Here is a 26,109-nt window from a genome sequence, read left to right on the forward strand (position 1 = left end):
GAAAAATAAAAAGACACCTTGCGGGGTGTCTTTTGACTATCCCATTAAACCCTTCAGCCCATTCAAGAATGGGGAAATAGATCTAATCATATTGTAGCCCATTTTCACAACCGGCATTGTTCTTTGGATCATCCCTACGAAGCCCATAATTCCACCGAATCCTGAAGCGCCTGAACTTGCACCCTCGGCAGCGCCAGCAGCCCCTCCTCCCATTCCGAAGAGTGAGCCGAATAATGGCATGAGTCCGGATACGTTCGCTTTCCGGGAGCGGGAAGAAGTGTGTTTTTTTGATTTTTTGTTTTTATTTTTATTTTTACGTGGTTTGGAAAGGGTCAATCCATCCTTATCGAGGCCAGTTATCCATCCTACATACGTACGTCCATCATGAAGCGTAACGCATACAGGTCTACCCTTGAGCTGTTCAGCTCGCTTGCGAATTTTTGCTCTGTTTGACATTTGTGGATCACCTCATTGGTCTATTTAATTATATATTACTCAGATATTCCGGTGTTGCTTGTGCGAGTTCATCATTAATATGAAAATAAAGTCCAAAAATTGATGAGGAGAGGTTATAAGATTTGAATACCAATTAGTGAAGGGGGTGGAAGGGTGTTATCTGCATGGATTGGGAGTATTACTTTTGCGGGAGCGGCGATTCTTTACATATTACTGTCTTTAGGATTACCTTATGGTGAATTTGCAATGGGTGGCAAACATAGAATCATGCCCTCACAGATGAGGATTGCGTGTGCGATCTCAGTTGTTATACAATCGATTGCAATCTTGTACTTGTTGCAGGCAGGAAACGTGATTTCTATAGGATTACCTTTTGATAGAAGCGTATGTTATTTTTTCGCAGTCTATCTAATTCTCAATACCGTAATGAATATATTATCGAAGAGTAAAAAAGAAAGACTTGTGATGTCACCTTTGTCTTTAATCACGGCAATTTGCATTGGGTTTACTGCCATCATGAGTGGGTCTTGAGAGAGTTATTGTCAGATAAAGATTCGACGCTTTTAGACCTTATGTATGCGCTTTCTTAGAGTGCATCTGTATAAGGTGTGTTTTTGTATGTCTAGAGACTCTTGATCTAATAAAAACACAATGTGACCTAGGTCTTTCTTCACACGTTATTATATTTGACACGAATTTATATTAATTTTACAATCCTATACTTTTTCGTCATGTTTGTGTGATATAATATCACCGAAATTATGTAAAAATACTAGGGGGAATAAATCTTTATGGGATGGAAGACACGATGGAACAAGCCTCTCGCTTCTGTACTAGCAACTGCAGTGCTTTCAGCACAGGTACTAGGTGGTGTCGTTTTGGGTACGGTTTGGAGTCCGGACAAAGCCGAAGCCGCATCCGATACCACAGCCAAACTACGGTTGATGAGCACCACGGACGTACACACGAATGTCTACGGCTGGGACTATTTTAAGAATGCAGCCTCTACAACAGTAGGGCTCGATCGAACGGCTACGTTGGTTACTTATGCTAGAAGCGAATATCCTGTTAATAATCTTTTGCTCGACAACGGGGATCTGATTCAAGGTACTCCACTAGGGACCTATATTGCGAACGAAAGTAACCTGATGGAATCAGAGACCAAGCTACACCCTATGATTGCGGCTATGAATATTATGCAATATGATGTGGCCACATTTGGTAATCATGAATTTAATTACGGACTGGAATTCTTAAATCGTACTATTAAAGGCTATGATAATAATCCATTGAGCGGTGCCGATTTCCCATATGTAAATGCCAATATATATATTGATGACAAAGATGGTAATCCAGATAATGACGTAAATGCTTTTAAACCTTATGTAATTATCGACAAGACGATAATGGATAGCGATAACCAACCTCAGGAAATTAAGGTCGGCGTACTTGGCCTTGTAACCCCTCAAATTATGGAATGGGACAAGGTTAATCTGGAAGGCCGTGTCATCGCCAAGGACATTGCAGAAACTGCAGCGAAATTTGTTCCTGACATGAAAATTCAGGGAGCCGATGTAATCGTAGCAATGGCACATACCGGCTTCGATGCAACTGCAGTTGCGGGCACTGATGCAGAAAATGCTATCAATCTTTTAAGCAAAGTTGAAGGCATCGATGCGATTACCTTCTCACACACCCACAAAGTGTTCCCAACAGGTGACAATGCAACGCTTGATGCTTCTTTTAAAGATCCATTAACAAAACTACCATATAATAACGCTCAATCCGTTGTTGATAATGTTTACGGCCACATTAATAGTACTCCGGCTGTACAAGCAGGTTATGGTGGGGGTTACTTGGGTCTGATTGATCTTAATCTGGTGCAGGAAGGCGGCAAATGGAAAGTCGACAAAAAGAACTCTAAAGCTTCGACCCGCTCCATAGCCAATGCTAAACCGGATGCTGCTGTTGATGCTGCTGTTGCAGCAGACCACCAAGCTACTATTGACTATACAGGTCAAGAGCTCGGCGTTACTACCGCTCCGATGAACAGCTATTTCGCAATGGTTCAGGATGATCCAACCGTGCAAATTGTTACCAATGCCCAGAAGTGGTATGTGGAGAAGTATATTAATACTAACCTTCCACAGTATAAAAATCTTCCGATTCTCAGCGTAGGTGCTCCTTTCAAGGCTGGACGCAACGGTCCTTCTGAGTATACGAGTATTGAGAAAGGTCCGCTGACTATTCGCAGTGCGAGTGACTTGTACCTGTATGACAACACGCTGAAAGCTATTAAAGTCAAAGGCTCTGTTGTTAAGGAATGGGTTGAAATGAGTGCGGGCGCATTTAATACCATCGATGTGAAAAGCATAGCTTCACAAAGTTTGCTCAATGGAGATTTTGCGGTTTATAACTTCGATGTCATTGATGGCATTAAATACACAATTGATGTAACTAAACCTGCAAAATATACCCCTACCGGAACAATTAACGATGCTTCATCGAGTCGTGTGAAGCAAATTACGTATAACGGTAAAACGTTGGATCCGAACCAAGATTTTATTGTTGTGACTAACAATTACCGCGCAAGTGGTGGTGGGAACTTCCCGGGTGTGAAAGGTTCAGAGATGGTAGTCGATTCTCAGGATGAGAATCGCCAGATCCTCATGGACTACATTAAAGAAGTAGGTACTATAGACCCTTCTGCAGATGGCAACTGGTCTTTGGCTCCTATTTCAGATGAAGTGAATATTACGTTTACATCGTCACCGGATGCAGCAGCGGTTATGCCATCCAACATTAAGGACACTGGTGCAAAAGATATTAAGGGATTTAGTATTTATAAACTGGCTCTCCCATTTAAAGATGTAGAAGTTCACCTTCTGGGAATCAATGATTTCCACGGTCAACTGGATACAGTTTCTGTTGTGAATGACAAAAATGTGGGAACAGCTGCAATTCTTGCAACTTATCTGAATGAAGCACAGGCTAGATATGACAACTCCTTGCTCTTTCATAATGGGGATTCTGTTGGTGCGTCAGCTCCAGTATCTTCACTTGAGCGTGATGAGCCAACGATTGAGTGGATGAACATGATGAGATTTGATGTTGGATCATTGGGGAACCATGAATTTGACCAAGGTGTCGATGCATTAATGACACAATTGAAAGGCGGTGTGGACCCTAAGAACGAGAACGTTACCCATAAAGGTACGAATTTTGATTATGTAAATGCAAATGCAGTGAAAGCGGAAACCCGCGAACCGATTATTGCACCTTATGTAATCAAAGAAGTAGGTGGTGTAAAGATCGGCTTTATTGGACTTGTGACGAAGGCTACACCAAGCAAAGTTTCACCTTCCGGCACAGAAGGTGTATATTTCCTCACACCTGATGAGGAAGTAGCGGCTGTTGAAAAATATGCGAAGGAGCTCCAAACTGAGGGCGTAGAGACGATTGTTGTGCTTGCACATGATCCTGCCACTACTAAAAATGGAGTTACTACAGGTGAAGCTGCTGATCTGGCCAAAGCACTTCCTGCTGATTCTCCGGTTGACGTTATCGTTGCTGGTGACAACCATGGTCTGGCAAACGGAACTGTAAACGGTAAGCTAATTGTACAAGCGTATTCTTACGGTATGGCATTTGAAGATATTAAGCTGACCATTGATCCTAAAACAGGTGATGTGAAGGACAAGTCTGCTGTAGTAACGTACACCAATCACGATGGTGTAACGCCAGATCCGAGAAGTGTGGCACTGGTTGATGCTTACCTTAAGAAACATCCCGAACTTACCCAACCAGTCGGTACAACAGACGGAACTATAACTCGTACCGATGCTTACACCAAAGAAAGCGCACTTGGTAATTTGATCGCTGACGCTATGCGTACTGCTGACTTCGATGACAAAGCAGGTGCTGCTGATTTTGCCTTTATGAATCCAGGTGGTATCCGTGCAGATCTTCCGAAAGGCCCTGTAACCTTTGGCGATCTCGCTAAAATCCAGCCATTCGGTAATACACTAGTGAAGCTGACGCTAACTGGAGCACAGATCAAAACGTTACTTCAGCAGCAATGGAATGTGACAGCTGACGGAAAACCAGATATCAAGACGCTACAAATTTCGGGACTGAAATATACAGCAATTATGAATCTGCCAGTGGCAGATCGTATTACGAGTCTTACGTTAACTAATGGAACACCAATTAATCCTACGCAGAAATATACGGCAGTAGTCAATAACTTTATGGCTGCGGGTGGGGATAATTACAAGGTTCTGACTGAAGGTAAGAATTCACTGGCTGGTCCTATTGATTTGGATGTATTCTACGATTACATTGTGAATACGTTTGATCGCAAAGAGATCAAGGCAGCTATTGAAGGTCGTATTACGAACAAAGAGAAGGCTGATACGGGATCGGGTAGTGGCGATGGAAGTTCTAATGTTGTAACTCCAACACCTACTCCAACCGTGAAACCAACAGCAACACCAGCACCAACAGCAACACCAGCGCCAACTACTGCTCCAGCAGCAAACTTCAAAGATCTGGGTAAGGTAGCTTGGGCACAGGAAGCTATTCAAGCATTGGCTGCTAAGGGCATTATAAAAGGATTGGATGCAAATACTTTTGCGCCAACCAAAACAGTGACTAGAGCAGAGTTTATTACGATGCTGGTTCGCGCATTGAATCTGACGGGTTCGGCAACAACCAGTTCATTTAGCGATGTTAAACAAGGAGTTTGGTACACGGATTCTATCGCCCTTGCGGTGAAAGCCGGACTTGTAAAAGGCTCTGGAAATGGTAAATTTGAACCGGGTCGTGAAGTGACTCGTGAAGAGATGGCGATTATGATTGCTAATGCATTGAAGGATAAACTACAGCCGATTGATAAGAATGCAGCGCTGGGCAAGTTTGCAGACAAGTCCAGTATTGCTCCTTACGCACAGGATGCTATAGCACAACTGACCCAAATGGGAATTGTTAACGGTGTTGAGGGTGGTAAATTTGCACCTAAGGGCATAGCTAACCGCGCTCAAGCGGCAGTCATTATCTACCGTATGCTTGAACAAGCTTCATAATCCGATAGTTCTTCTAAAAAGTGTATCGATGATCCCTAATAGGGACTCGGTACACTTTTTCTTTTCACATTAGGTATTGCCCTTTGCGCTAATATATGATAATTTAGTTCTGCACTGCATGGTTCTTTTATATTTTGTGCGGTCGTGGCGGAATTGGCAGACGCGCACGGTTCAGGTCCGTGTGGGTTAATCCCCGTGGAGGTTCGAGTCCTCTCGACCGCATACCTAAGTGCTTATAAATTAGCTGTACTTTTGAATTGCTCTTCAACCTGAAGAGCCTTTTTCTATTTATAAGGATATTTCAAATTTGGATAACTCTAATGTAAAAGAAGTGAAGCGAAGATGGAACCTATTGTAAATGTCAATACGAAGCGAAGTGTGCGGTTTCTTGAAAAATATTTTTCAGGAGAATCGTTAGATTATCGCCATATGATTGCTTTATTTATCCCTATTCTGGTAGATCAGGCCTTTATAGTGGGGCTAAATCTAGTGAATACGGCCATGATCAGTTCGTCCGGTGTGGCGGCTATCAGTGCGGTGAACATGATTGATTCCCTTAATCTTTTTCTCATTAGTGTGTTTATCGCGGTATCAACAGGTGGTACGGTTGTCGTAGCGCAGTATAAAGGAAGCGGCAATAGTCTTATGGTATCAAAAGCTACCGCAGGCGCCACTTCATCGGTTTCCCTTATGGCTTTTGTTATTGGTATGTTTGGCATTCTTTTTCACAATCCGCTGCTCAACTTACTATTTGGAGCGGCCTCGCCAGAGGTAATGCACAACGCCCGAATCTATTTAATTGGGAGCTGCATCTCCTATCTTGGAATAGCTGTGGTAGAGGCAGTTTGTGGTGCTCTTCGAGGAATCGGAAGGACGAGAGCCTCGCTTGCGCTATCGCTCATTATGAATTTAGTTTACGTCCTCTTGAATCTCGTATTTATTAACCTTTTGCATATGGGCGTTCTTGGGATGACCATTTCTATAAATATAGCCCGATATTTGGGTGCGATATGCGCTCTTTATTATTTGTTCCGGATGGACAATGAATTGCATATTCGAATTCGTGACTTATTGGTTGTTCAATTCTCTATGCTCAAAAAAATAATGTTCATCGGTATGCCTTTTGCGGCAGAGCAGATGTTCTTTAATGGTGGTAAGATTCTGACGCAAGTCTTTATCGTCAGTCTCGGTACTTACGCGCTTGCTACAAACGCTATTGCCTCTTCCTTTGCGGGGATTATGCAAATTCCGGGTAATGCGCTGTCTTTGACGATTATTACAGTGGTCGGACAATGTATGGGAAGCAATAATGTTAAGGATGCCCGGAAATTTATTAAATCGTTTCTCGTAGCATCTTCCCTTTCCTTTGTGGTGATGGGATTGTTAGTTATGCCTTTCTTCCATCCGCTAGTGTCGATGTTCCATCCACCTGCAGAGATTGTGAGGGATATCTTCATAATTGTACTTATTAATACAATCGTACAAATACCGCTGTGGTCTGTTAGCTTCATAACACCGTCAGCGCTTAGAGCAGCAGGGGATTCCAAGTTCACATCTATGGTGTCTATGTTGAGTATGTGGTTGTTCCGTGTAGTACTCGGATACATTTTAGGGATTGTTCTTGATTTCGGTCTACTTGGGGTTTGGTTAGCTATGAACTGTGAGTGGGGAATTAGAGGATTCATATTTCTACGGCGCTTCATGGGTAAGAAGTGGGTTCAGCATCGTGTTATATAGTAAAAGTAAAAGACACCCCGTGTGGGTGTCTTTTTGTTTGCCATGCATGTAGTATTATTCTTTGATCTGTGAGAACAAATCATTCAAAGCTTCACTCATTGTAGGGTGAGTAAAGATATGATCTCTCAGAAAGGTAAAATCTTGCCCTGTTTGTATTGCCATGCTCACGATATTAATCACTTCGCTGGATTCCGCACAGAACAATGTAGCTCCTAGGATTTTATTGGTTTTTGCATCTACAATTGCTTTTAGGAAGCCCTCGGTTTCATTGATTAAGCGGGCACGGGGGATAGCTGCTGAAGGTAACTTAGCGACTTTGATTTCAAGTCCTTGTTCCACGGCGGCTTCTTCACTTATTCCTACTCTGGATAGTGGGGGATCAATAAATACGCTATATGGAACAACGTCACGGTCATTTGTGGTATGGGAATGATCCCCGAAAAGATCATTTCTTACAATTCTATAATCATCTAGTGAGATATAGGTAAACTGTAAACCGCCTTTGACATCGCCGAGGGCCCAAATATGGGGAACAGTGGTTTTTAGAGAAGGGTCTACCTTAATGGCCCCCCGATCGGTCACTTCAACACCGGCGGCTTCTAAATTTAAACCCTCAATGTTTGGTTTTCTCCCCGTTGCAACTAACACAGCATCGACTTCCAACTCTTGAATAGTACCGTCTATAGTATAGGAGATGATGGCTCCGTCATTAACATCCTTCAGTCCTATAATCTTTGCATTCAGTTTGACCTCAATGTTCTTCTTGGTAAAGGTTTGGAGGACGGCGTCCGCGACATCGCGGTCTTCTTTAGGAATGAATTTCGAGGAACCCTCCAGCACCGTAACCTGTGAGCCGAATTGACTGTAGATCGAAGCGAATTCCAATCCAATATAACCACCACCAATGATGGCTAGTTTAGTTGGGAGCTCCCTAAGATCCATAATGGATGTGCTGGTATATACGAACTTACTATCTTGTATCCCATCAATAGTAGGAATGATGGTTTCAGCGCCCGTATTAATGAAGATTTTATCGGCGGTTAAGATTTTCGTCTCACCTGCATCCTTTACTTGGAGTTCGTGTTCCGATAAGAAGGAAGCTTCACCATTGATAATTTCTATATTCTCGTTCTGATTTAGATTATCGTAATTTTTTTGGCGTAGACTTGAAATAAGCTGATCCTTATTATGGACCGCTTCTATATAATCTTCCCCTTGATGGGCTTGATAAGCTAAGGATTTCGTAGGGATACAGGCGATGTTAATGCAAGTTCCACCGTACATTTTCTTAGAGCGTTCAATCACGGCTACTTTCCATTTTCGATTAGCTAGTTCTGTGGCAAGGGTCTTTCCACCTTTACCGAAACCAATAATAATAGCGTCAAACTTGTTCATTTTAATACCTCCGGGTCACACAGGATGTTTTAGATTATGCATATGCATAAATAGCATGTTACTTTATTATTACCCTAAATCCGATGGTCATTAAACGAATAATAAGGAGAATTGAAGGCAAAAAAGAGATCTCCAAAAAAGGAAATCTCTTAGTCATTCATAGGATAGAGTATAATTTATCGTAATTTAATCGATCCCCCATCGACCATGATCGTTTGACCCGTAACATAGTCGGAATCTTCGCTAGCTAGGAATACTGCAACACGGCCGATATCACTTTCCAGCTCGCCCAGTCTTCTCAAAGGGATCTTCGAAATCATGCTTTGGTAGTACTCTGGGTTCGCTTCTGCCCACTCCATCATGCCAGGTGAATTAGCGATAGGAGAGATGAGGTTTACATTGATCCCGAATGGGCCAAATTCATTGGCGGCTACACGGGTAATTCCGCGGATGGCTTCTTTTGCGGCCGCATAGGAACCTTGATTGACATCGCCATTAATCCCAGCACCCGATGAAAAGTTTATAATCTTTCCTTTAGTTTCTTTTAAATAAGGTAGTGCGGCTTGCATGAAATAGAAGGTAGGATAGAATCCGGTGTTAAAAGATAAATCCAAATCCTCCTGTGTCATTTCTTCGATCGAACTCATTCTAGATGCATGTGCATTGTTGACCAAAATATCTATCTTTCCAAACTTCTCAGCCACCTGCTGTGTAATACCTGAAAGTTTATCGTGCTCCATTAGATTGGCTTGAATGAAGATTGATTCAGGTTGATATGCTTGTAATTCCTTAATGGTTTGGTTACCAGCTTCTTCGTTGAGATCGATAATAACTACCTTGGCACCTTCTTTAACAAATGCCATGGCCATTCCTTTACCGATACCGCCAGCTCCACCTGTGATGATTGCAACTTTCCCTTCGAGTCTATTCATGTTGACATCTCCTTTTTTGAAAAAAATGTTACCGCATGTCCAAACCCTTATCTGTATTAAGGGATAATTGTTCTTCTCCATACTTTACCCAAATTAGTAACTAACTTTACTATGAAGTGAAATTTATATTATTCCCACCCCATGAGTTTAAAATTAATTATGGATAAATAAAGGGAAGCCTATGGAAATTATCGCTCCACCATCTGTACGGTTCCTCGCCGTGATCAGACCTCCGGAGCGCTCGACGATCGCACGGGATATGGCTAGGCCTAATCCTGATTCCCCATCTTTTCCTTTAACAAATCGGTGGAACAGGTACGGAAGCAGGTCTTCTGAAATGCCAGGACCATCATCACTAACGGATAGTTGAACTTGTTCATCTTTAATAAAAGCATGAATGTAGATATGTTTGTTGGCATAACGAGTGGCATTGGAAACTACATTCAGAAGGGCTTGCAGCAGCTTATCTCTATCAGCCCGGATCGTAAGTGGCTTACAATCATCGTACGCTACATGTAGAGTCAGCCCTTTTTTTATTAAAAGAGGGTTCATACGTTCAATCGTTTCTACGACTAAATCGTCCAGAGGGATCTCGCTAGATCTAAATATATCTTCTTCACTATCCAGCTTGGCAAGTAGGGTCATCTCCGTAACGAGTTTCTTCAGACGACTACTCTCACTCATAATAATATCCAGACCTTTATCGATGCCTTCCCCTTCGAAGATGCCATCCTTGATCCCTTCAGCATAACCAGAAATAGACATCAACGGGGTTTTTAATTCATGGGAGGCATTCTGGAAAAATTGCTTCTGCACGTGGTTAAAACGATTCAATTCGCCAGCCATGTCATATACAGATTTAGCAACAGCGCCAATCTCTCCACCAGCTTTAATCAGCTTAACTTCAGAGAAGTGGCGTTCTTTTACCTTTTTCAGCTCTTGCTGTAGCTTCATTAGAGGTTGGATTAGTTTTTTTGTGATAAATAGAGCAAATAGGAACATAAATGCGCCTGCTGCACCGAAAACGATCAGTAGTCTTTTGAGCAGCGCTTGTTCAATCGTTGTAACTGCACTCATGGGTGTAAGCAGAGTTAGCGTGCCTATTGGCGTGGCTTTCACTTCTGTTATATATCTGGTATCTGTTCCATTCCAAATGCTCTGGAGATCAGAGGTCTGACCTGCGACAAACTGCGAAGTGGAGTCTAGCGTGATCGAACTCATATTCGATGAGGTGGACAATACTTTTCCTGTCTCATCGCTAAGAATAGCTTCGACGTTTGCTGCGCCTACAGAGGAGGACATGAACGCTGGCAATGTACGGATTTCAGTCTCTATATCGGCCCTTTGTGCACTCTCTTGAATCATAGTGGCTGACATGGCTGTACCAAGGGTTCGTAATTCCGCCTTTTGTGTTCCTACGAAATGATTGAGCAGCACGAAGTGGATCACGAAAGCGGTAATAGACAGGAGTAACACCAATACAATGCTAAAAGCAAAATTAATCTGATGAGCTAGCTTCATTGATTTCCACTCCTTCCTCAATACGCATGCGATAGCCATGTCCCCACACGGCTTCAATCGGCAGCAGATCCAGCTTTTTTCGCATTCGTTTAATTAAATGGTCTACGGCACGGTCGCTCCCGAAATAGTCATCGCCCCATACATGGGTTAGTAGCTCATCTCTTGTAAATGCGCGATTCGGAGAAGTTGCGAACACTTTTAGAAGGGTGAATTCTTTGCTAGTGAGTTCAATCTCCTTTCCATGCCAGAACACTCGTCTTTCATCCAATAATAACTGTAGGTGGCTAACTTCAATATGCGTCGGTGTGTGTGGACTACTACTTGCGGATTCCATTGGATTACTCATTTTATACCACCGTTGTAACTGGCGTTTAATGCGAGCAACTAGCTCCCGAGGGCTGAATGGCTTGACCAGATAATCATCACTGCCAAGCTCTAAGCCTAATATTTTATCCACTTCATTATCCCTTGCGGAGATCATAATAATGGGTACTTCGGCTTCGTTGCGAATTCGCCGGCAAAATTCGTACCCGTCCATGCCGGGCAGCATAACGTCGAGCACCCACATATCCGGGGGGCTTGTCTGCCATAAGGTCCATGCTTCCTCAGCGCTGCCAAGGCCAATCGTGCGGTAATTTTCTTTTTGTAAATAAGCTTCTACAAGATTACGTATATGTTGATCATCGTCTACTACGGCAATGAGATAGTTGGTATTCATTTCGTTACCTCCAGATTATTCTTCTACAAGTATATCAATCTGCAGGTGGGTATAGGGGTCTGCCATCGTTTTTCCACAAATTAACCAATGTTATGCCACACCCCTTTTGTATGCTTGGACTTGTAAGATCATTCAAATCGACAAGGAGTGTTGTATTTATGAATCAACAGATGTTATTTAAAAAGTTAGCGTTGTCCGCCCTACTAGTGTCCGCAGTTGCCGCACCGACTGCAGTGAACGCAGCTAGTGAAGCTAAGGATCAAAGCGCGAAATCAACAAAAGCAGCGGTGGTTACTCCAGCAACGAGTGGAGCACTTTCTGTAACCTTAACTAAGATGGATTGGGTAGATCCTTTGGAGCTAGCTAAGACCTATGCACCTAATACCCTAGAAGATTGGAAGAAAACTTTGGACGAATATTATAAGAATGCTGGATTCAGTGTGACCGGAGCTACCGGGCTTGTGCCTGCGCAACCGGTGGAGGGAGTTCAATTCACAAAAGAAATTTTATCCGACGATGCCCTGCCAGTGAGTTATATTGAAGCGGGCCACAGTGCTCAATTAGTATTGCCTGATGATATGGAGCGGGATACTGAATTCACTACTACTTCAATTAAAGCTGTAGCGGCGACTTCAATAGCAATTTCCATGGCAGACCTTAGTGAAGCTGATAAAGCCTTTTTTAAAGCTCAAGAAGATCTGAATAGTGCAGCTAAATCCAAGGATGCCACCGTAATTAAGGAAGCTCTGGCTAATCTGTTGGACCATTATAAAGAGAAGATCAAGGATCTAGAAACAGCTAAGTAACAGCAATTAACGCGGCTGGGTACAAAGTTGAGATATAGAAAAGGTAAAAGTAAAAAAAGACACCTCGAGGGGTGTCTTTTTTTCATGATACGAAGAATGGCTAAGCAATAATTCCTGCAAATCTGCAGGTTCCCTCTAATCCAACTCAATTCCACTCTTTACTTGAAGCCTAGCCTTTTTACGCCAATTCACTCCGATTACCCCGGCGATAATCATCACGGTGCCGGTCCAATGGTACCATTCCAGTTGTTCATTCAGCAGAAGCACACCGCCGAGAATAGAGACAACCGTCGAAAGACTGCCGAAGATACTCACGCGGGATGCTTCCATTCGAGATAATGCGTAGTTGGAAAGGAAGGAGGTCACGAGGGAGGAGAGTACCCCAAGATAGATCATGGAGAATATGAATTTAGGCTCCTGAAAAGGTGTGAAATATTGATTCAAGGTTCCTGCCGAACCATGCTTAATGATGGAAAGTCCATTGAAGAATATAAACCCGAATAAAGTGATCATATAGGTAAGTTCCTTGGGACTCCAGGTACGTGTTAGCTTTCGGGCTGCGACGTTATAACCGGCAAGGGATAATGCTGAGATCAGTATGAGTAAAACTCCCCAAAGACTAGAGGAAGATATACTGACACCCGGAATGGCAAAGATAAGAATAATGCCCGCAACCGAGATTAGTGTAGAGATCTTCTGAAAGCCGCTCGTAGTTTCCTTCAAGAACAACGTCGCCAAAATGATGGTGAAGATAGGCATGGTCGCCTGAATAATGCCTGCTACAGATGAGGTTGTATGCAGAAGCCCGAAGGCTTGAAGCGTAAAATACAACGAAGGGTATAGTAGAGCAAGTGGGATTACCACTGCTGCCTTGGATATTCCGAACTTCACCCGCCGCCACCCTGGAAATGCAAATAACGAAGCGGCAAGGAAAGATAATGTGAAGCGGTGAGCTAATGTATCGAATGGGTCAGAGACGGTTAAGGCCATTTTTACAAATATAAAAGAAAATCCGACAATAACAGCATTCAAGACCGCAGCTATGATCGCTTTTTGAGTAGAAGATTTATTCATCAGTATGACCTCCAAAGTGTTGCGCGCATTTAGGACCGGTCCTGTTATGCTCTTTATTCTAAGGCTAGAATAGCTATGCTACAATGTAATTATTGTTCATCTGTACCGGTACAAATTAGATTCGGAGGAAGGTGAAGAGGATGTATAAGTATTCGGAAATAATCAATGATCTAGAATTACAAATCGTTGAAGACACGTATCGAGAAGGCGACAAGCTACCCTCTATTCGGGAACTAGCACTTCGTTATGATTGCAATAAGAGCACGGTGATTCGTGCACTCCAGGACCTTCAAGATAAACATCTAATCTACTCAGCTTCAAAGAGCGGATATTATGTCATGAAACGCAGTGGACAGCGGAAAGAGGAAGGTTCGCACTGGATCGATTTTACGGCATCTGCACCAGACCCTGATATTTTTCCATATCTGGATTTTCAACATTGCATCAATAAAGCGATTGATATGTACCGTAAGGATCTGTTTATCTATGGAACACCGCAGGGGCTGCCGTCTCTTATCCGTGAAATGCAGCGACAACTGGCTTCTTATCAGGTATTCGCTGATCCAAAGCAGATTTTTATCACCTCTGGTGTGCAGCAGGCCCTTGGACTCTTGACCCGTATTCCTTTTCCGAATGGTAAGGAGCGAGTATTGATTGAACAGCCGAGTTATCCTTTGTTTATGGAGTATTTGAAGACATATGAAATCGAGGCAGAGGGGATACGGCGTTCGGATGATGGGGTGGATTTGGATGAATTAGAGCGGTTATTTAAAATTGGTGAATTTAAGTTCTTTTATACCGTTCCACGGTTCCATAATCCGCTGGGCGTTTCCTTTACACGAAATCAGAAGAAGGCGATTGCCCAGCTTGCAGCTAAATACGATGTGTATATCGTAGAGGATGACTACATGGCAGATTTGGAGCAGGATGCGAAGCAAGATCCGATCTATGCCTATGATAATACATCACATGTTATTTATTTAAAAAGCTTCTCCAAGATTATATTCCCAGGTCTGCGCGTTGGTGTGGCCGTACTTCCCGAGGTGCTCTGTGAGTCCTTTAACCGATTCAAAAGACTGATGGATATAGATAGCTCTATGTTGTCGCAAGCTGCGCTGGAGTTGTATTTGAAAAGCGGGATGTTCGAGCGCCACCGAAAAAAAATGCGTTCCTGCTACGGAAAAAGATCAATGCTCCTCCACGATTCGATTATGAGGGAGGCAAATGCAGCGTCTGAAGAGCATTATTCCTATGTTCCAGCCAGTCAGCTAGGTGTTCATACTTATCTGAAATTGGAGGATAACCTTAGAGCAGAGCAGATGATCAAACGGCTGCAAAAAAAGTCCATTCGAGTGGAATTGGCGGATAGCGGTTACCTTCCCTATTTTGCAAAAAAAGAGAGGATTCTAAAGCTCAATGTATCTAGTGTAAAAGAGCCTGATATTCCCTCAGGTATTGAACAGGTCATTCGAGAAATACGCTGAAGTAGCATCTTATGGATGCTATAAGCCTTCAATATCATCAGGGACAATCTTTCCCTCAGTCCTGCCCCAATCCTCCATTCGAATTAATTTTTTTGATTCTCCTCTAACAGGAGGTTTTATACTTGGTTCAGGTCGACAGCCAGTAGAGAAATCCAAGGAGGATTATAGATTATGAGATGGATTGAAATCATGCTTGTCTTATTTAATGTATTGATTTTGAGTGGGTTAATACTAGGACGCCCCAAATCACAACGCGGGTGGCTGATAGGCGGCGGAATTTCTGCTGCTTTACTGCTTGTCCACGCTTTCGTGGAAGGCTTTCGGTGGCCGATGATCCCAATGTATCTGGTCACACTATGGGTGATTGTAGGAGGGGTAAGGCCTTTCTTCCGATCCACAGCAAGGGCAGAAAGAAAGCCGCGACAGCGCTGGAGGGCGCTAATTCTCGGAGGAGTTGGAGTGGTTTATGCTGCTGTGTCCATTGCGCTGCCGATCCTATTCCCTGTATTTTCTTTTGCGGAGCCCACAGGTCCTTACGCGATAGGGACCGTCACCTACCATTGGACCGATTCTGCAAGAGAAGAGAAATTTACGAAAACATCCGGTGATTCCCGCGAATTAATGGTACAAATCTGGTATCCGGCAAGTTCGGAGGCTACTGGGAAAAAGGCGCCATATTTATCTGATCCTGCTCCGTATATAGAAGGACTGCATGAATTTTTGCACTTGCCGGAGTTTTTATTCTCAGGATTTAAGCTAGTCAATACCCATGCTATTGCGAATGCCGGATTAGCCGATACAGAATCTAAATATCCTGTGCTGCTCTTCTCGCATGGATTTATGGGCTACAAGAATCAGAACACGTTTCAAGTCGAGCAATTGGCAAGTCACGGCTATATTGTCGTTGGGATTGAACATGCTTATAGCAGCGTAGCTTCAGCATTTCCAGATAAGCCTGTGGTGAAGTTTGATTCAGAGGGGAAAATGGGCTATGAGCAAATGAAGTATTCTTTTATGGATCGGCGTAATGAAGTTTGGGTAGAAGATGCGAAGTTTGTGCTTGATCGAATGGAGGCCTTGTCTGCGAACGACCCTAGCGGTCTGTTTACTGACCGGATCGATCTTGAACATATGGGCATGTTCGGACATTCCTTTGGGGGAGCTACGACGGTGCAAATGCTGCTGGATGATCAGAGAATACAAGCAGGCATCGATATGGATGGGGTACTTTACGGTGAAAAGCGGATTCCTGCAGACGGCCTAAAGAAGCCTTTTTTGCTCATGAGTGCCGATGAAACGTTAAAAGGAGTAGACCAAACCACTGATGAAGAGATCGCCGCATTGGGAGCGAACAGAGACGAAATTACAGCCTACTATAATGAGCTGTTTGCCCGTTATGAGCCGGTAACCGTTGGCGGAAACTATTGGATGACATTCAAAAACAGCACACATATGAGCTTCTCCGATCTATATCTGCTCACCCCGTTGTTTAAATGGATGGAGGGCGTGGATGTGCGTGGAACGCATGAGCTGATTAATGAGTACACGCTCGATTTTTTTGACCATTATTTGAAAGGGCAGCCCTTGCAATATTTGAACATCAACCTGGGAGACCATCCGAAGTTCACACTTCAACAAGGCGCCGAATGAGCGTTGTCCTGCTCGAGTTTCCATTGTAATCCTTGCATCAGCAAGGCATTTCCTTTTACAATAACATCCCATTTGGGGTTGAGGAGCAGGCACAGTTTATTAAAGCGTTCTATTCGTTTGGAAGGAGCAGTTTGCATGCATTGAGCATATTGGCGGAAAAAGGCAGCCTTATCGCGGAACTGCTCTGGACCTGCATACTTCATCACAAAATCTTCAACAATTGCCTGTACAACAGCGCTGTCTGCTGATAATTTGTGTTGCAGGGCTGTCTCCACCCGGATTCGGATACTCTCCAGCGTTCTGATCCAAGATGCAGCGGGAACACGAGGGTGCTTGACCATATTTAAGAAGGGTAGTTCGAATCGGACGAGCTCCTCCATGTACTGCGCATCATTCATTAGCGCTTGCAGCTCATTCCAAGCTATGGTTTGCCCGGCCGTCACTTTGACTTCATTGATAATATATTTATTGAACAAATACAAAAAAGTATTCTGCCATTCGGACGGCAATTGACCGAGCGGCTGTATTTCTTCTATTTTGCTGGAGATGAACTCGTTTCGTTTAGCAGCATTCATGGACAAGGAGTCAGCCAGCTCATTCATGTAATCCATGGAATTGCCTGATGAATGATGCTCTTGAGCTTGGCGTAGAATCGAAATCATATTAGTCAGTGTACTAACCTGCGTCTCCAGTGCTTCGATTTGCCAGTTGAGTGCTGTATTGAGCTGAATCTCTCCAGCGATGACTTGGCGAATCTCGTCAATGCCGAAGCTCAAATAACGCAGTGTAGTGATCAGCCGCAGGCGGGAAATATCTTCGGGCGTATATAACCGATGTCCACCTTCGCTATGACTCGATGGCTTCAAAAGATCAATGTCGTCATAATAACGGATGGTTTTAATGGTTGTGCCCAGCAGCTTAGCCGCCTCGCCGATGGTTTTGGTATCTTTACGCAAGAAATCACCCCTTCTGATGGAATCATACGATGTTAGAATTGATTGTACCGAAAGGAACGACAACTTACAATTTGCCATTCCCACAACGCAAAACAGCGATCCACCAATAACGGGGGACCGCTGTTTTTTACCGCAACTATTTATCAGTATGGATGATGTCTCTTATTGATCTTTTAGAATCTCTGACTGCCAGCCTAACTGTCTGCACATTTCGCTCATCTTGCGGATATTCAGCCTTGCCTCAATCCGGGTTAAGCCCAGTCTGATCGAAGTATCAGCAGCCCAGCGAAGTAAGTACACTAAGGTATCGGCTTGCGCTTCTTTAGCCGCATAATCTAATAATATGAGGGTATTGTCTACGACACCGGCGCGTACATATCCCCAATAGCTGCCATCAAATTGCCGTAGGGTAAACAACTCGCGATCCTCTGTCACTCCAACCTCTACTAGTGGACTCTCCAGATGCTCCAGCCACTCCTTTTCAGAAGTGAAATGCAGTGTATATTGCGGAATGTTCCACTCAGTTGTCTGGGCCGCGAGATCGGCAAGCTGCTTACAATTTTCTATAGGGACCCAATTTTCCGCGGAATGATCTAACTCCGCCGGAACTTCTACGGCTATTTTCCAAGGTCTATAGTTTACTTCTACGCCAATGGACCCTAGGATCTCAGGTACGCCGACACTCTCCAAGCCTCTTTGCTTGGCGATCCGAATAAGTGCTCTTAATGCATCCGGTGAACCCTTTGCAACATCATTGCTATGCATAACCACAATGGTTCCATTCTCTAGCTTAGGTTCAACGTTGGCAACGATTTCTTCTGCAGGAATACCTGCCCAGTCTCCGCAATCAACGCCCTCAATATCCAGATAATCGCCCCATTCTGTCAGCCAATCGAGATTCTCACCCCGGTAGGAGCAGTATGGAAAACGCATGAAATTGGGAGACGGAAGACCTGTTGCGTCTTGATATGCCAGCTCAGTCAGCTTCAATTGCTCTAAGAATACCGTCTTTGGTACTTGGGCCATTCGCCGATGATGATACGTATGCGGAGCAAGCACATGACCCCGGGAGAGAATTAATCTCGCCTTCTCTGGATGCTGATCCATCCATTCTCCAGTGAAGAAGAAGGTACCAACCGCCCCTTCCTCCTCTAGAACATCCAGCCATAATTCAACGGGAAGCTGGGAAGGCCCATCATCAAATGTAAACGCGCATAATGCTTGGTTGACATCGCCTTTCCAAACCGCTTTAGCTGACATATTGACGCCTCTTTTCTATGATTGTTTGCCAAAAAAGTTCGGCAAGAACTCTTTATTGGCTTCCAGCATTTCATCCAGCATCCGAACCGCCACATCTACAGATGGAACGAGTGGATGATGTACCATTGCCTGAAGGGCAAGCGCACGATCACCAGTTACAGCGGCATCAATGGCTAGCTGCTCGTAGGTTTTGACCGCATGAATAAGCCCTTTGGCCATCGGTGGAATCTTAGTCAATGGTAAAGGTAGTGGTCCGTTCTTGGTGACAACACAGTTCACTTCAATACTTGCATCATCTGGCAAGAAGTCCAGTATGCCACGGTTAGCAACATTTAAGGTCTGGATGTCGTTTGAACCGTTATGGAGCGATCTCATGAGATTAACTGCTGCTTCTGAATAGAAAGCTCCACCGCGTTGTTCTAGCTGTTTCGGTTTCTCGCTCAGCTCTAAGTTGGCGTATAGCTCAAATAGCTCTTCTTCTACGCGTTTGACGACTTCAGCACGGTTGATACCTTGCTTAAACGATTCCATCTGCTCTTCGAGCATGGCATCCGTCATATAGAAATATTTCAAATAGTAGGAAGGCACGGCGCGAAGAGATTGTAGGAATTCTGGATTCCACTCTCGGGCGGGCACGTTCTTGGCACTGTAGCCCTCTGTGAGCATGTCATCCAGTTTATCTTCACCATCAACGTCGATTCGAGTAATCCAGTGCAAGTGATTCAGACCCACAAACTCAGCATATACACGGTCGGCAGCTACGTTATATTTGGAAGATACTTGCTTGATTAGGCCGATAGGTGCATTACAGAGACCGATACTCTTTACTTTGGAGTATTTCAGAACAGCCTCAGTGACCATTCCTGCAGGATTGGTGAAATTGAGCAGCCATGCGTTAGGAGCCAGCTCTTCAATATCCCGGCATACATCCAGAATGACAGGGATCGTACGCAGTGCTTTCATCATTCCGCCAGGACCTGTCGTTTCTTGACCAATGACACCATATTTAAGAGGAATCGATTCATCACGTGCGCGGGCATCAAGCATACCGACACGCATCTGAGTGCTGACGAAGTCTGCGCCTTCGATAGCCTTCCGGCGGTCTGTTGTAAGATGAACTTCAATCGGTAGCCCGGATTTCTCAACCATACGTTTAGCGAGATTTCCAACAATGTTCAGCTTGCGAAGTCCAGGTTCGATGTCTACGAGCCATAGTTCACGAACAGGAAGCTCCTTGTAATGAAGAATAAATCCCTCTACCAATTCGGGTGTATACGAAGAACCCCCACCGATAACTGCGATCTTTAATCCTTGATTAGTTGCCAAGATCAACCACTCCTGTCTTTTTTGTTTGTTGGATCGATTCATAATCTTGAAATTGCCGCATACTCTCATACACTTCACTACTAAGGGTCAAACCATCTTGATCCATCGCAGACCATACGGCACCTACTACAGGCTCTGTGGCAAGAGTCACCACAGTTGCATGTGGGGCTGCGGCTTGTACAGCTTTCTCAATAGGTCCGCGAATCCAGCCGCGATCCCCACGGGTTAGCAGACTTCCCGCCAGAACCACATCGAAAGTATCCTGCTCCATCCCAAGCTTGTGGATGACTGCAGCAGCGGACTTCCCTAACTCAACGCCTTGCCGATTTAGAATCTCTAAGGCTACAGCATCTCCTTCAGCTGCTGCTTCGAAGAGCAAGCGTGCAGCATGAACAGGGACCCTTTTCCAATGATTGAGGAAATCATTAAACATATCTGCAACTTCCTCATAACCTAGCAAGTTGAGTAGAAGTCCGGTCAAGAGGGTAGGTTGTTCCCGTCCATCCCAAGCTCTTATGACAGAACGAAAGACTTCAATGTTGAGTGCACCGCCACCGCCGAAGTCACCATACATGTAGTCAAAACCACCACACTGATAGTACTCTCCTTGCGTGTTTCTGCCAGCCGAATTGGTGCCTGTGCCGCAGATTAGTGCAACTCCATAAGGGCGAGTCGTCCCTGCACGTAATCCGATCATGGTGTCACAGTTAATGGTGTAATTGATAAATCCGATCTTGCGAATCATTGGATGGAGAATAGCATAATCGGCCTCGCGGTCAGCACCGGCAAGCCCAAGATAAGTATGTTGGATGTCCTCCAATCGGAGTCCGGCCTCATTTAGTGCCCCGAATGTGGCCTCTCGAATACTGTGGGCTGCCTCAAGGGCGCCTGTCTGGTGGTTGCCGTTACCGCTCCTGCCCTTACCGAGAACATTGCCATGTTCATCGCATAGCAGAGCATAGGTTTTGGTGCCTCCACCATCGATTCCCAAGTAGTAAGTCAATGGTTGTCACTCCTTGTTTATATTATTTAATTACTTGGAAGTAGTAGATTCCCGTACTATTAACTCTGGGTCAATCTTTACACCAGCTCCGCGCTTCATCTTTCCGGAGATACGCTTTAAGAGCATTTCGGCAGCTGCTAATCCAATTTTGTCCGAGGGCTGACGGATCGTTGTTAAATATGGATGAAGCTGTGAAGCGATATAATGATCATCATAGCCAATCACAGCTACCTGTTCGGGTACCCGAATGCCAGCTTCCATCAGCGCGTTGATAACGCCAAGGGCGATATTGTCATCGCCAGCGAATACTGCAGTAGGTAACTGTCCTTTGTTCAGCCAACGCTTACAGGTATCGTATCCCATTTCAATTTCGAATTCGCCATGTACAATTTCAAATGGAGTAAGATCTTTTTCCTCAAGCGCTTGTAGGAATCCGGCACGCCGCTCCCGTGTACTACGGAACATTTCCTGTCCACAGAGATGAGCGATTGATGTATGGCCGAGCGCTAACAGATGACGGGTAGCCATATATCCGCCTTTGAAGTTGTCGATTGTAATAGAGTAGGTGTCATTCTCAGGCTTTTGGTTATCGATTAGTACATAAGGGATGCCTCGTCGTTTCATTTCCACAATATAATTGTCCTCTTCTATCGGAGAGAGCAGAATCAAACCATCTACACGATCTTCTTGGATCAAATAATGGCTATCATCCGATTCGATGCCTGTTGAGATGGATATGGCTGAAAAATAACCATGCATCGCTAATACTTCATTCAGCTCTTTGACCACCGCGTCAAAAAAGGAATCCTGCAGCGTGGTGACAATAATACCGATAATTCCCGTCTTACCGCTTGCCAGACTGCGTGCCGCTGCATTAGGGCGATAATCCAGCTCTTTAATGGCCTCCAGCACCTTCTGGCGATTATTCTCGCGTACCGATTCGGCCCCGTTTAAGACCCGGGATACGGTTACAACGGATAATCCCGACTTTTTGGCTACATCAAAAATACTCACTTTCATCTCAAGCTCTCCTCGCGGCAGATTTTCCGATCCTGTTTTCTACCTTCAGTATACAGGGTTGGCAGACTGTCCGCTGAACGTATGATTTCAAACAGGCATACCGTCCCTAAAGGGACGGCATACTTGCCAAATATTAACGATGAATGATCTCCGTAACTTTTTTCTGAATCGTCGTCATCACCTCTTCCACCGTCTTATGTCCAGTTTCTACTGGCTGCAATTCATTAATGAACATGTCATTAATTTGCGAGTAGTTGGTGATCAAATGGTTATAGGATTCGAAGCCATAGTTCACAGCACCCTCGTAGACATTTTTGATATCTTGTGGATCGATGCCGTCAAAATGTTTATAGTAAGCTTCAGCAGCTTCGGTGTTGACGGGTGGGTTACCGCCACTAAGCTCAATGGATTTCTCCTGCACTTCGGTAGTGATCAAATATTTGATCCATTCCAAAGCTTCCTTCGGATGTTTGGAGTCCTTCAAGATCAGCAGCGGATCGACGTAAAGTGTGCTGCGCACCTTATCGTTTCCTCCCCATGGTACGGCGGCTACGCCGATTTTGAAGGGAAAGTCATTCGCACCTGCAAGGTTCCATGAGCCACCGATAGACATCCCGATTTTACCTGCAACGAAGGGATCGCCGTTCTGTCCGGCTACGCTTTTGCTCCACTCAGAGGAAGGGGAGACCTTATCCTTGAAGACGAGATCAAAGAGCTTGTTATAGGCGGCAATCACTTCAGGGGAATCAAAATAAGTCTCAGAAGGCACACCGCCATTAGTCCATGTATCCTCTGAATAAGGCTGCGCTCCAAAATATAATGGCCGCATATCGCGTTCAGACCAGGTAAAGTCTACGCCATATTGTGTTTTGGCAATATCATCGGAGACGAGAGTCATTTGTTTAGCTTGGTCGACCATCTTTTCAAACGTCCAGCTCTTATCTTCATAATCGCTTGTTGGGTAAGTCAGCTTGGCAGCATCAAACATGTCTTTGTTATAGAGCATTAAGGTGACATACATATTAACTGGGATACCATATGTGTGATCTTTAACCTTATAGATATTCATGAGGTTCTCTGGGATGTTGTAATCCGCTGGCTTGAAACCATCCTCTTTAATTAGGTCGGTCAAATCGAGCAGCATATCCTTGTTGTAGTATTCTGCGAAACCTCCATAACCCCAGTGACTTGTCACATCTGGTGATTTGCCACCGGCAATTAGCGTTTGCAGCTTGCTGTCGAACTGCTCATAAGGTGCTTTTTCCACTTTCACTTTAATGTTAGGGTGCTGCTTTTCGAAATCAGGAATTAATTTCTCAACAAATGTCCGGTCCTCTGAATCTATTGTGTAATGGGTGATGGTTACCGTTTCTGCCTTGCCTCCTGAATTGGTCGAGCCGCCATTTCCTTCGGATAGAGTGTTACCAGCCGATTTACCTCCGCTACAGCCTGACAATGCCAGAACAACTAGCATGGTTGTTGCAAGTAAAAGCGCACTACTTTTCCTGTTCTTGTTCATTAGCTAAACCCTCCATGATTTCAAGTATATTTGGCCGCCCTGTTGGCAGATTATTACTTAATCCCTGTAAGTACAATCCCTTCGACGAACTGTTTCTGTGCTACAGCGAACAGCGTAACGATTGGAACCATAGCCAGAACTGAAGCGACCATCAGCAGATGCCATGGTGGAATGCGGAATCTCGATGAGGTGAGAGAAGCCATCCCGACGGGTAGCGTGAACTTCTCTGAAGAGCTTAGGTATAGCACCGGTGTAAGCAGATCGTTCCAGTTGTAGATAAAAGCAAAGATAGCTACAGTGGCTAGGGCAGGCTTGGAGAGTGGGAGTGCTATAGTAGCCCACATCCGTATTTCGCCGCAGCCATCAATGCGTCCGGCATCAAACAGCTCTTCAGGCAACGTGGAGAAGAATTGGCGCAGCAGGAAAATGTTATAAGCTGAGCCGAAGAAAGCAGGCACAATCAAGGGTAGAAAGGTGTCGATCCAGTTCATTTGTGAAAAGAGTACGAATTGCGGAATCATAATGGCTGGATAAGGCAACATCATTGTGCTCAATAATAGAATGAACCATATCTGATTCCCTTTACCTCTAAATCTGGCGAATCCATAGGCGACCAGCGCCGAAGAAATTAATGTACCTACAACGCTGAGACCGGCGATAATTAAACTGTTTTTGTAAAGCGTACCGAACTGCAGGGTATCAAAAATTTCTGTGTAATTGCTCCACTGCCAGCTCTCCGGTAGAAAGGTGGGCGGGAACTTCAGCATCTCGCGTTTGGACTTAAGTGAAGTGGAGACCATGAAGAACAAAGGAAGCAGCATCAGAAAGGTTGTTACTACTAAAGTGATAAAGCTGAAAATCTTAACAGGTTCCACTTTCCGGCGGCGTCTTGTTCCTTTAGTCTGGGGGCTTAGCGCTCTTACTGTACTCATTTGCGTCCGCCTCCTTCGTAGTGAACATAACGGTTAGATAATTTCATAATTAGTGCGGTGCACAGCATAACTACGATGAGGAGCACCCAGGCCAAGGCTGAGGAATAACCGGCACGATATTCTTTGAAAGCACTGGTGTAGAGATTATACACATAGAACCAGGTTGAGTAATTTGGACCTCCTTGAGTCATGACAAAAGCTTGGGTAAAGACTTGGAAAGAATCGATCAGCCCCATAATTAGTTGAAAGAGCAGGACAGGAGAGATCATTGGTAAGGTAATGTTCAAGAAAATTCTGAAGCGTCCAGCACCGTCAAGATTGGCTGCTTCGATCAAACTGGCCGGTACGCCTTGCAGTCCTGCGAGGAATAAAATCATTCCTGAGCCTGCTGTCCAGAAAGTCATGATGATTAAGGCGTATAGCGCAGTGTCGGGGTTCATCAGCCAAGCCGGTCCATGAATGCCGAACCAGGAAAGAATGTAATTGAAGAGCCCGATTTGCGGGTTGAAGATCCAGTACCATAGCAGGGACATAGCCACGCCGGATACCATACTTGGAAAATACATTGCTGTTCGGAAAAAGCCGCGGAGAGGAATGGTCTGGTGGAGCAATAGCGCAAAACCAAGACCAAGTGCAAGCTGGATGGGAACACCGATGAAGGTATATCTCAGCGTGACAACTACCGATTTCCAGAACAGGTCATTGTGAAACATCTCTGTGTAGTTAGCGAGCCCGATGAACTTAGGTGGGTGAATGATGTCATAATCAGTGAAGCTGAAGTAAAGCGATGACAAAATAGGATAAAGGGCGAATACAAGGAAGCCGATAATCCAAGGAGAAATGAACAGATACATATAAAACGTCTGCCGCCTGTTCTCGCGATTGATCATGACACATCAACCTTTCAGTTTTAAAGTATAAGCGCTTTAACTTTTGATCATGACAACACTATTTAATAGCAATAATACTAGAAACTCAAAATCAAAAGTTTAACCGCTTTAACTTTTTGGTTCGCTTGATAAGCTTATCATAGAGGATGATTAATAAATAATCAACACTTATTTTTTCTGTAAAAGCGTTATCAGTCATAAAACATAACATAAACTCTATATATTTTCTGAGAAAGAGCCTATTTATCAAGATTTTGAGTGTGTGTTTGTTAGCTTAACTAACATATAAATATGTTTTCGATTGATATTTCTCATGCTATGATTAGGTTTGGTATTATTTTGTTGG

General features: G+C 44.2%; 20 protein-coding genes and 1 tRNA gene. 7 read left to right on the forward strand and 14 right to left on the reverse strand.

Translation table 11 applies throughout. From position 1 onward, the window contains the following. Window positions 1-36: 36 nt before the first annotated feature. Window positions 37-456 (reverse strand): LSm family protein, encoded by a 420-nt coding sequence (locus M2444_RS12185; RefSeq protein WP_094874437.1) that lies wholly within the window; start codon window positions 454-456, stop codon window positions 37-39. Window positions 457-609: 153 nt separating this feature from the next. Here M2444_RS12185 and M2444_RS12190 point away from each other — a divergent pair, with 153 nt between their 5' ends. From M2444_RS12190 to M2444_RS12205, 4 genes are all read left to right on the forward strand, one after another. Then, a complete protein-coding gene (locus tag M2444_RS12190; protein WP_280787087.1) occupies window positions 610-987 on the forward strand; it encodes a hypothetical protein in 378 nt (125 codons plus the stop codon). Window positions 988-1,247: 260 nt separating this feature from the next. Beyond that, window positions 1,248-5,540, forward strand: a complete 4,293-nt coding sequence (locus M2444_RS12195) for a bifunctional 2',3'-cyclic-nucleotide 2'-phosphodiesterase/3'-nucleotidase (RefSeq protein WP_280787088.1) — start codon at window positions 1,248-1,250, stop codon at window positions 5,538-5,540. A gap of 138 nt (window positions 5,541-5,678) precedes the next feature. Then, window positions 5,679-5,762, forward strand: a tRNA-Leu gene (locus M2444_RS12200). 120 nt (window positions 5,763-5,882) lie between these two features. Beyond that, window positions 5,883-7,277: an MATE family efflux transporter gene (locus M2444_RS12205; protein WP_094877529.1), complete on the forward strand. Its 1,395-nt coding sequence runs from the start codon at window positions 5,883-5,885 to the stop codon at window positions 7,275-7,277. 54 nt (window positions 7,278-7,331) lie between these two features. Here M2444_RS12205 and M2444_RS12210 read toward each other — a convergent pair whose 3' ends face one another. The 4 genes from M2444_RS12210 to M2444_RS12225 all read right to left on the reverse strand — a co-directional run bounded on the left by M2444_RS12210 (window position 7,332) and on the right by M2444_RS12225 (window position 11,843). Then, entirely contained in the window at window positions 7,332-8,672 is a 1,341-nt protein-coding gene (locus M2444_RS12210; RefSeq protein ID WP_280787089.1) for an FAD-dependent oxidoreductase, read from the reverse strand. Between the two features lie 176 nt (window positions 8,673-8,848). Beyond that, window positions 8,849-9,604, reverse strand: a complete 756-nt coding sequence (locus tag M2444_RS12215; protein WP_094877527.1) for an SDR family NAD(P)-dependent oxidoreductase — start codon at window positions 9,602-9,604, stop codon at window positions 8,849-8,851. Between the two features lie 153 nt (window positions 9,605-9,757). After that, entirely contained in the window at window positions 9,758-11,125 is a 1,368-nt protein-coding gene (locus tag M2444_RS12220) for a sensor histidine kinase (RefSeq protein ID WP_280787090.1), read from the reverse strand. Next, complete coding sequence (locus tag M2444_RS12225; RefSeq protein WP_094877525.1) at window positions 11,103-11,843, reverse strand: response regulator transcription factor; 741 nt, start codon at window positions 11,841-11,843, stop codon at window positions 11,103-11,105. The genes M2444_RS12220 and M2444_RS12225 overlap by 23 nt, the downstream gene beginning before the upstream one ends. Window positions 11,844-12,001: 158 nt before the next feature. Here M2444_RS12225 and M2444_RS12230 point away from each other — a divergent pair, with 158 nt between their 5' ends. After that, on the forward strand, window positions 12,002-12,649 hold the full coding sequence (locus tag M2444_RS12230; protein WP_094869214.1) for a hypothetical protein: 648 nt from the start codon (window positions 12,002-12,004) through the stop codon (window positions 12,647-12,649). A 135-nt stretch (window positions 12,650-12,784) separates the two neighbouring features. Here M2444_RS12230 and M2444_RS12235 read toward each other — a convergent pair whose 3' ends face one another. Then, window positions 12,785-13,723 carry a DMT family transporter gene (locus M2444_RS12235; protein WP_094877523.1) on the reverse strand — a complete coding sequence of 313 codons (939 nt, stop codon included), beginning with the start codon at window positions 13,721-13,723 and terminating at the stop codon, window positions 12,785-12,787. Window positions 13,724-13,863: 140 nt separating this feature from the next. Between M2444_RS12235 and M2444_RS12240 the strand changes: the two genes are divergently transcribed. Both M2444_RS12240 and M2444_RS12245 read left to right on the forward strand, forming a co-directional pair. Beyond that, window positions 13,864-15,207: an aminotransferase-like domain-containing protein gene (locus M2444_RS12240; protein ID WP_280787091.1), complete on the forward strand. Its 1,344-nt coding sequence runs from the start codon at window positions 13,864-13,866 to the stop codon at window positions 15,205-15,207. Between the two features lie 171 nt (window positions 15,208-15,378). Beyond that, window positions 15,379-16,857, forward strand: a complete 1,479-nt coding sequence (locus M2444_RS12245) for an alpha/beta hydrolase (protein WP_280787092.1) — start codon at window positions 15,379-15,381, stop codon at window positions 16,855-16,857. On the opposite strand, the gene M2444_RS12250 is transcribed toward M2444_RS12245, so the two are convergent. From M2444_RS12250 to M2444_RS12285, 8 genes are all read right to left on the reverse strand, one after another. Then, window positions 16,839-17,813 (reverse strand): MerR family transcriptional regulator, encoded by a 975-nt coding sequence (locus tag M2444_RS12250; RefSeq protein WP_280787093.1) that lies wholly within the window; start codon window positions 17,811-17,813, stop codon window positions 16,839-16,841. The genes M2444_RS12245 and M2444_RS12250 overlap by 19 nt on opposite strands. 162 nt (window positions 17,814-17,975) lie before the next feature. Beyond that, window positions 17,976-19,073 carry a polysaccharide deacetylase family protein gene (locus M2444_RS12255; protein ID WP_280787094.1) on the reverse strand — a complete coding sequence of 366 codons (1,098 nt, stop codon included), beginning with the start codon at window positions 19,071-19,073 and terminating at the stop codon, window positions 17,976-17,978. A gap of 15 nt (window positions 19,074-19,088) precedes the next feature. Next, window positions 19,089-20,441 carry a 6-phospho-beta-glucosidase gene (locus M2444_RS12260; protein WP_094869208.1) on the reverse strand — a complete coding sequence of 451 codons (1,353 nt, stop codon included), beginning with the start codon at window positions 20,439-20,441 and terminating at the stop codon, window positions 19,089-19,091. Beyond that, window positions 20,389-21,402, reverse strand: coding sequence for an N-acetylglucosamine kinase (locus M2444_RS12265; RefSeq protein WP_280787095.1), 1,014 nt, complete (start codon window positions 21,400-21,402; stop codon window positions 20,389-20,391). Before M2444_RS12265 ends, M2444_RS12260 begins: the two co-directional genes overlap by 53 nt. A 30-nt stretch (window positions 21,403-21,432) precedes the next feature. Next, window positions 21,433-22,422 carry a LacI family DNA-binding transcriptional regulator gene (locus M2444_RS12270; protein WP_094877518.1) on the reverse strand — a complete coding sequence of 330 codons (990 nt, stop codon included), beginning with the start codon at window positions 22,420-22,422 and terminating at the stop codon, window positions 21,433-21,435. A 133-nt stretch (window positions 22,423-22,555) separates the two neighbouring features. Then, complete coding sequence (locus M2444_RS12275) at window positions 22,556-23,941, reverse strand: ABC transporter substrate-binding protein (protein ID WP_094869205.1); 1,386 nt, start codon at window positions 23,939-23,941, stop codon at window positions 22,556-22,558. Window positions 23,942-23,994: 53 nt separating this feature from the next. Beyond that, window positions 23,995-24,873: a carbohydrate ABC transporter permease gene (locus tag M2444_RS12280; protein WP_094869204.1), complete on the reverse strand. Its 879-nt coding sequence runs from the start codon at window positions 24,871-24,873 to the stop codon at window positions 23,995-23,997. Then, complete coding sequence (locus M2444_RS12285) at window positions 24,870-25,763, reverse strand: carbohydrate ABC transporter permease (protein WP_036687229.1); 894 nt, start codon at window positions 25,761-25,763, stop codon at window positions 24,870-24,872. Before M2444_RS12285 ends, M2444_RS12280 begins: the two co-directional genes overlap by 4 nt. Window positions 25,764-26,109 lie beyond the last annotated feature (346 nt).

This window comes from Paenibacillus sp. PastF-3, assembly GCF_029893135.1.
GTDB classification, from domain to species: domain Bacteria; phylum Bacillota; class Bacilli; order Paenibacillales; family Paenibacillaceae; genus Paenibacillus_AQ; species Paenibacillus_AQ nitricinens.

Bases quoted from the DNA above. Each gene is read 5' to 3' on its own strand.
- M2444_RS12185 (WP_094874437.1), bottom strand. From the start codon at position 456: ATGTCAAACAGAGCAAAAATTCGCAAGCGAGCTGAACAGCTCAAGGGT.
- M2444_RS12195 (WP_280787088.1), top strand. From the start codon at position 1,248: ATGGGATGGAAGACACGATGGAACAAGCCTCTCGCTTCTGTACTAGCA.
- M2444_RS12205 (WP_094877529.1), top strand. From the start codon at position 5,883: ATGGAACCTATTGTAAATGTCAATACGAAGCGAAGTGTGCGGTTTCTT.
- M2444_RS12210 (WP_280787089.1), bottom strand. From the start codon at position 8,672: ATGAACAAGTTTGACGCTATTATTATTGGTTTCGGTAAAGGTGGAAAG.
- M2444_RS12215 (WP_094877527.1), bottom strand. From the start codon at position 9,604: ATGAATAGACTCGAAGGGAAAGTTGCAATCATCACAGGTGGAGCTGGC.
- M2444_RS12220 (WP_280787090.1), bottom strand. From the start codon at position 11,125: ATGAAGCTAGCTCATCAGATTAATTTTGCTTTTAGCATTGTATTGGTG.
- M2444_RS12225 (WP_094877525.1), bottom strand. From the start codon at position 11,843: ATGAATACCAACTATCTCATTGCCGTAGTAGACGATGATCAACATATA.
- M2444_RS12230 (WP_094869214.1), top strand. From the start codon at position 12,002: ATGAATCAACAGATGTTATTTAAAAAGTTAGCGTTGTCCGCCCTACTA.
- M2444_RS12235 (WP_094877523.1), bottom strand. From the start codon at position 13,723: ATGAATAAATCTTCTACTCAAAAAGCGATCATAGCTGCGGTCTTGAAT.
- M2444_RS12240 (WP_280787091.1), top strand. From the start codon at position 13,864: ATGTATAAGTATTCGGAAATAATCAATGATCTAGAATTACAAATCGTT.
- M2444_RS12245 (WP_280787092.1), top strand. From the start codon at position 15,379: ATGAGATGGATTGAAATCATGCTTGTCTTATTTAATGTATTGATTTTG.
- M2444_RS12255 (WP_280787094.1), bottom strand. From the start codon at position 19,073: ATGTCAGCTAAAGCGGTTTGGAAAGGCGATGTCAACCAAGCATTATGC.
- M2444_RS12260 (WP_094869208.1), bottom strand. From the start codon at position 20,441: ATGAATCGATCCAACAAACAAAAAAGACAGGAGTGGTTGATCTTGGCA.
- M2444_RS12270 (WP_094877518.1), bottom strand. From the start codon at position 22,422: ATGAAAGTGAGTATTTTTGATGTAGCCAAAAAGTCGGGATTATCCGTT.
- M2444_RS12275 (WP_094869205.1), bottom strand. From the start codon at position 23,941: ATGAACAAGAACAGGAAAAGTAGTGCGCTTTTACTTGCAACAACCATG.
- M2444_RS12280 (WP_094869204.1), bottom strand. From the start codon at position 24,873: ATGAGTACAGTAAGAGCGCTAAGCCCCCAGACTAAAGGAACAAGACGC.
- M2444_RS12285 (WP_036687229.1), bottom strand. From the start codon at position 25,763: ATGATCAATCGCGAGAACAGGCGGCAGACGTTTTATATGTATCTGTTC.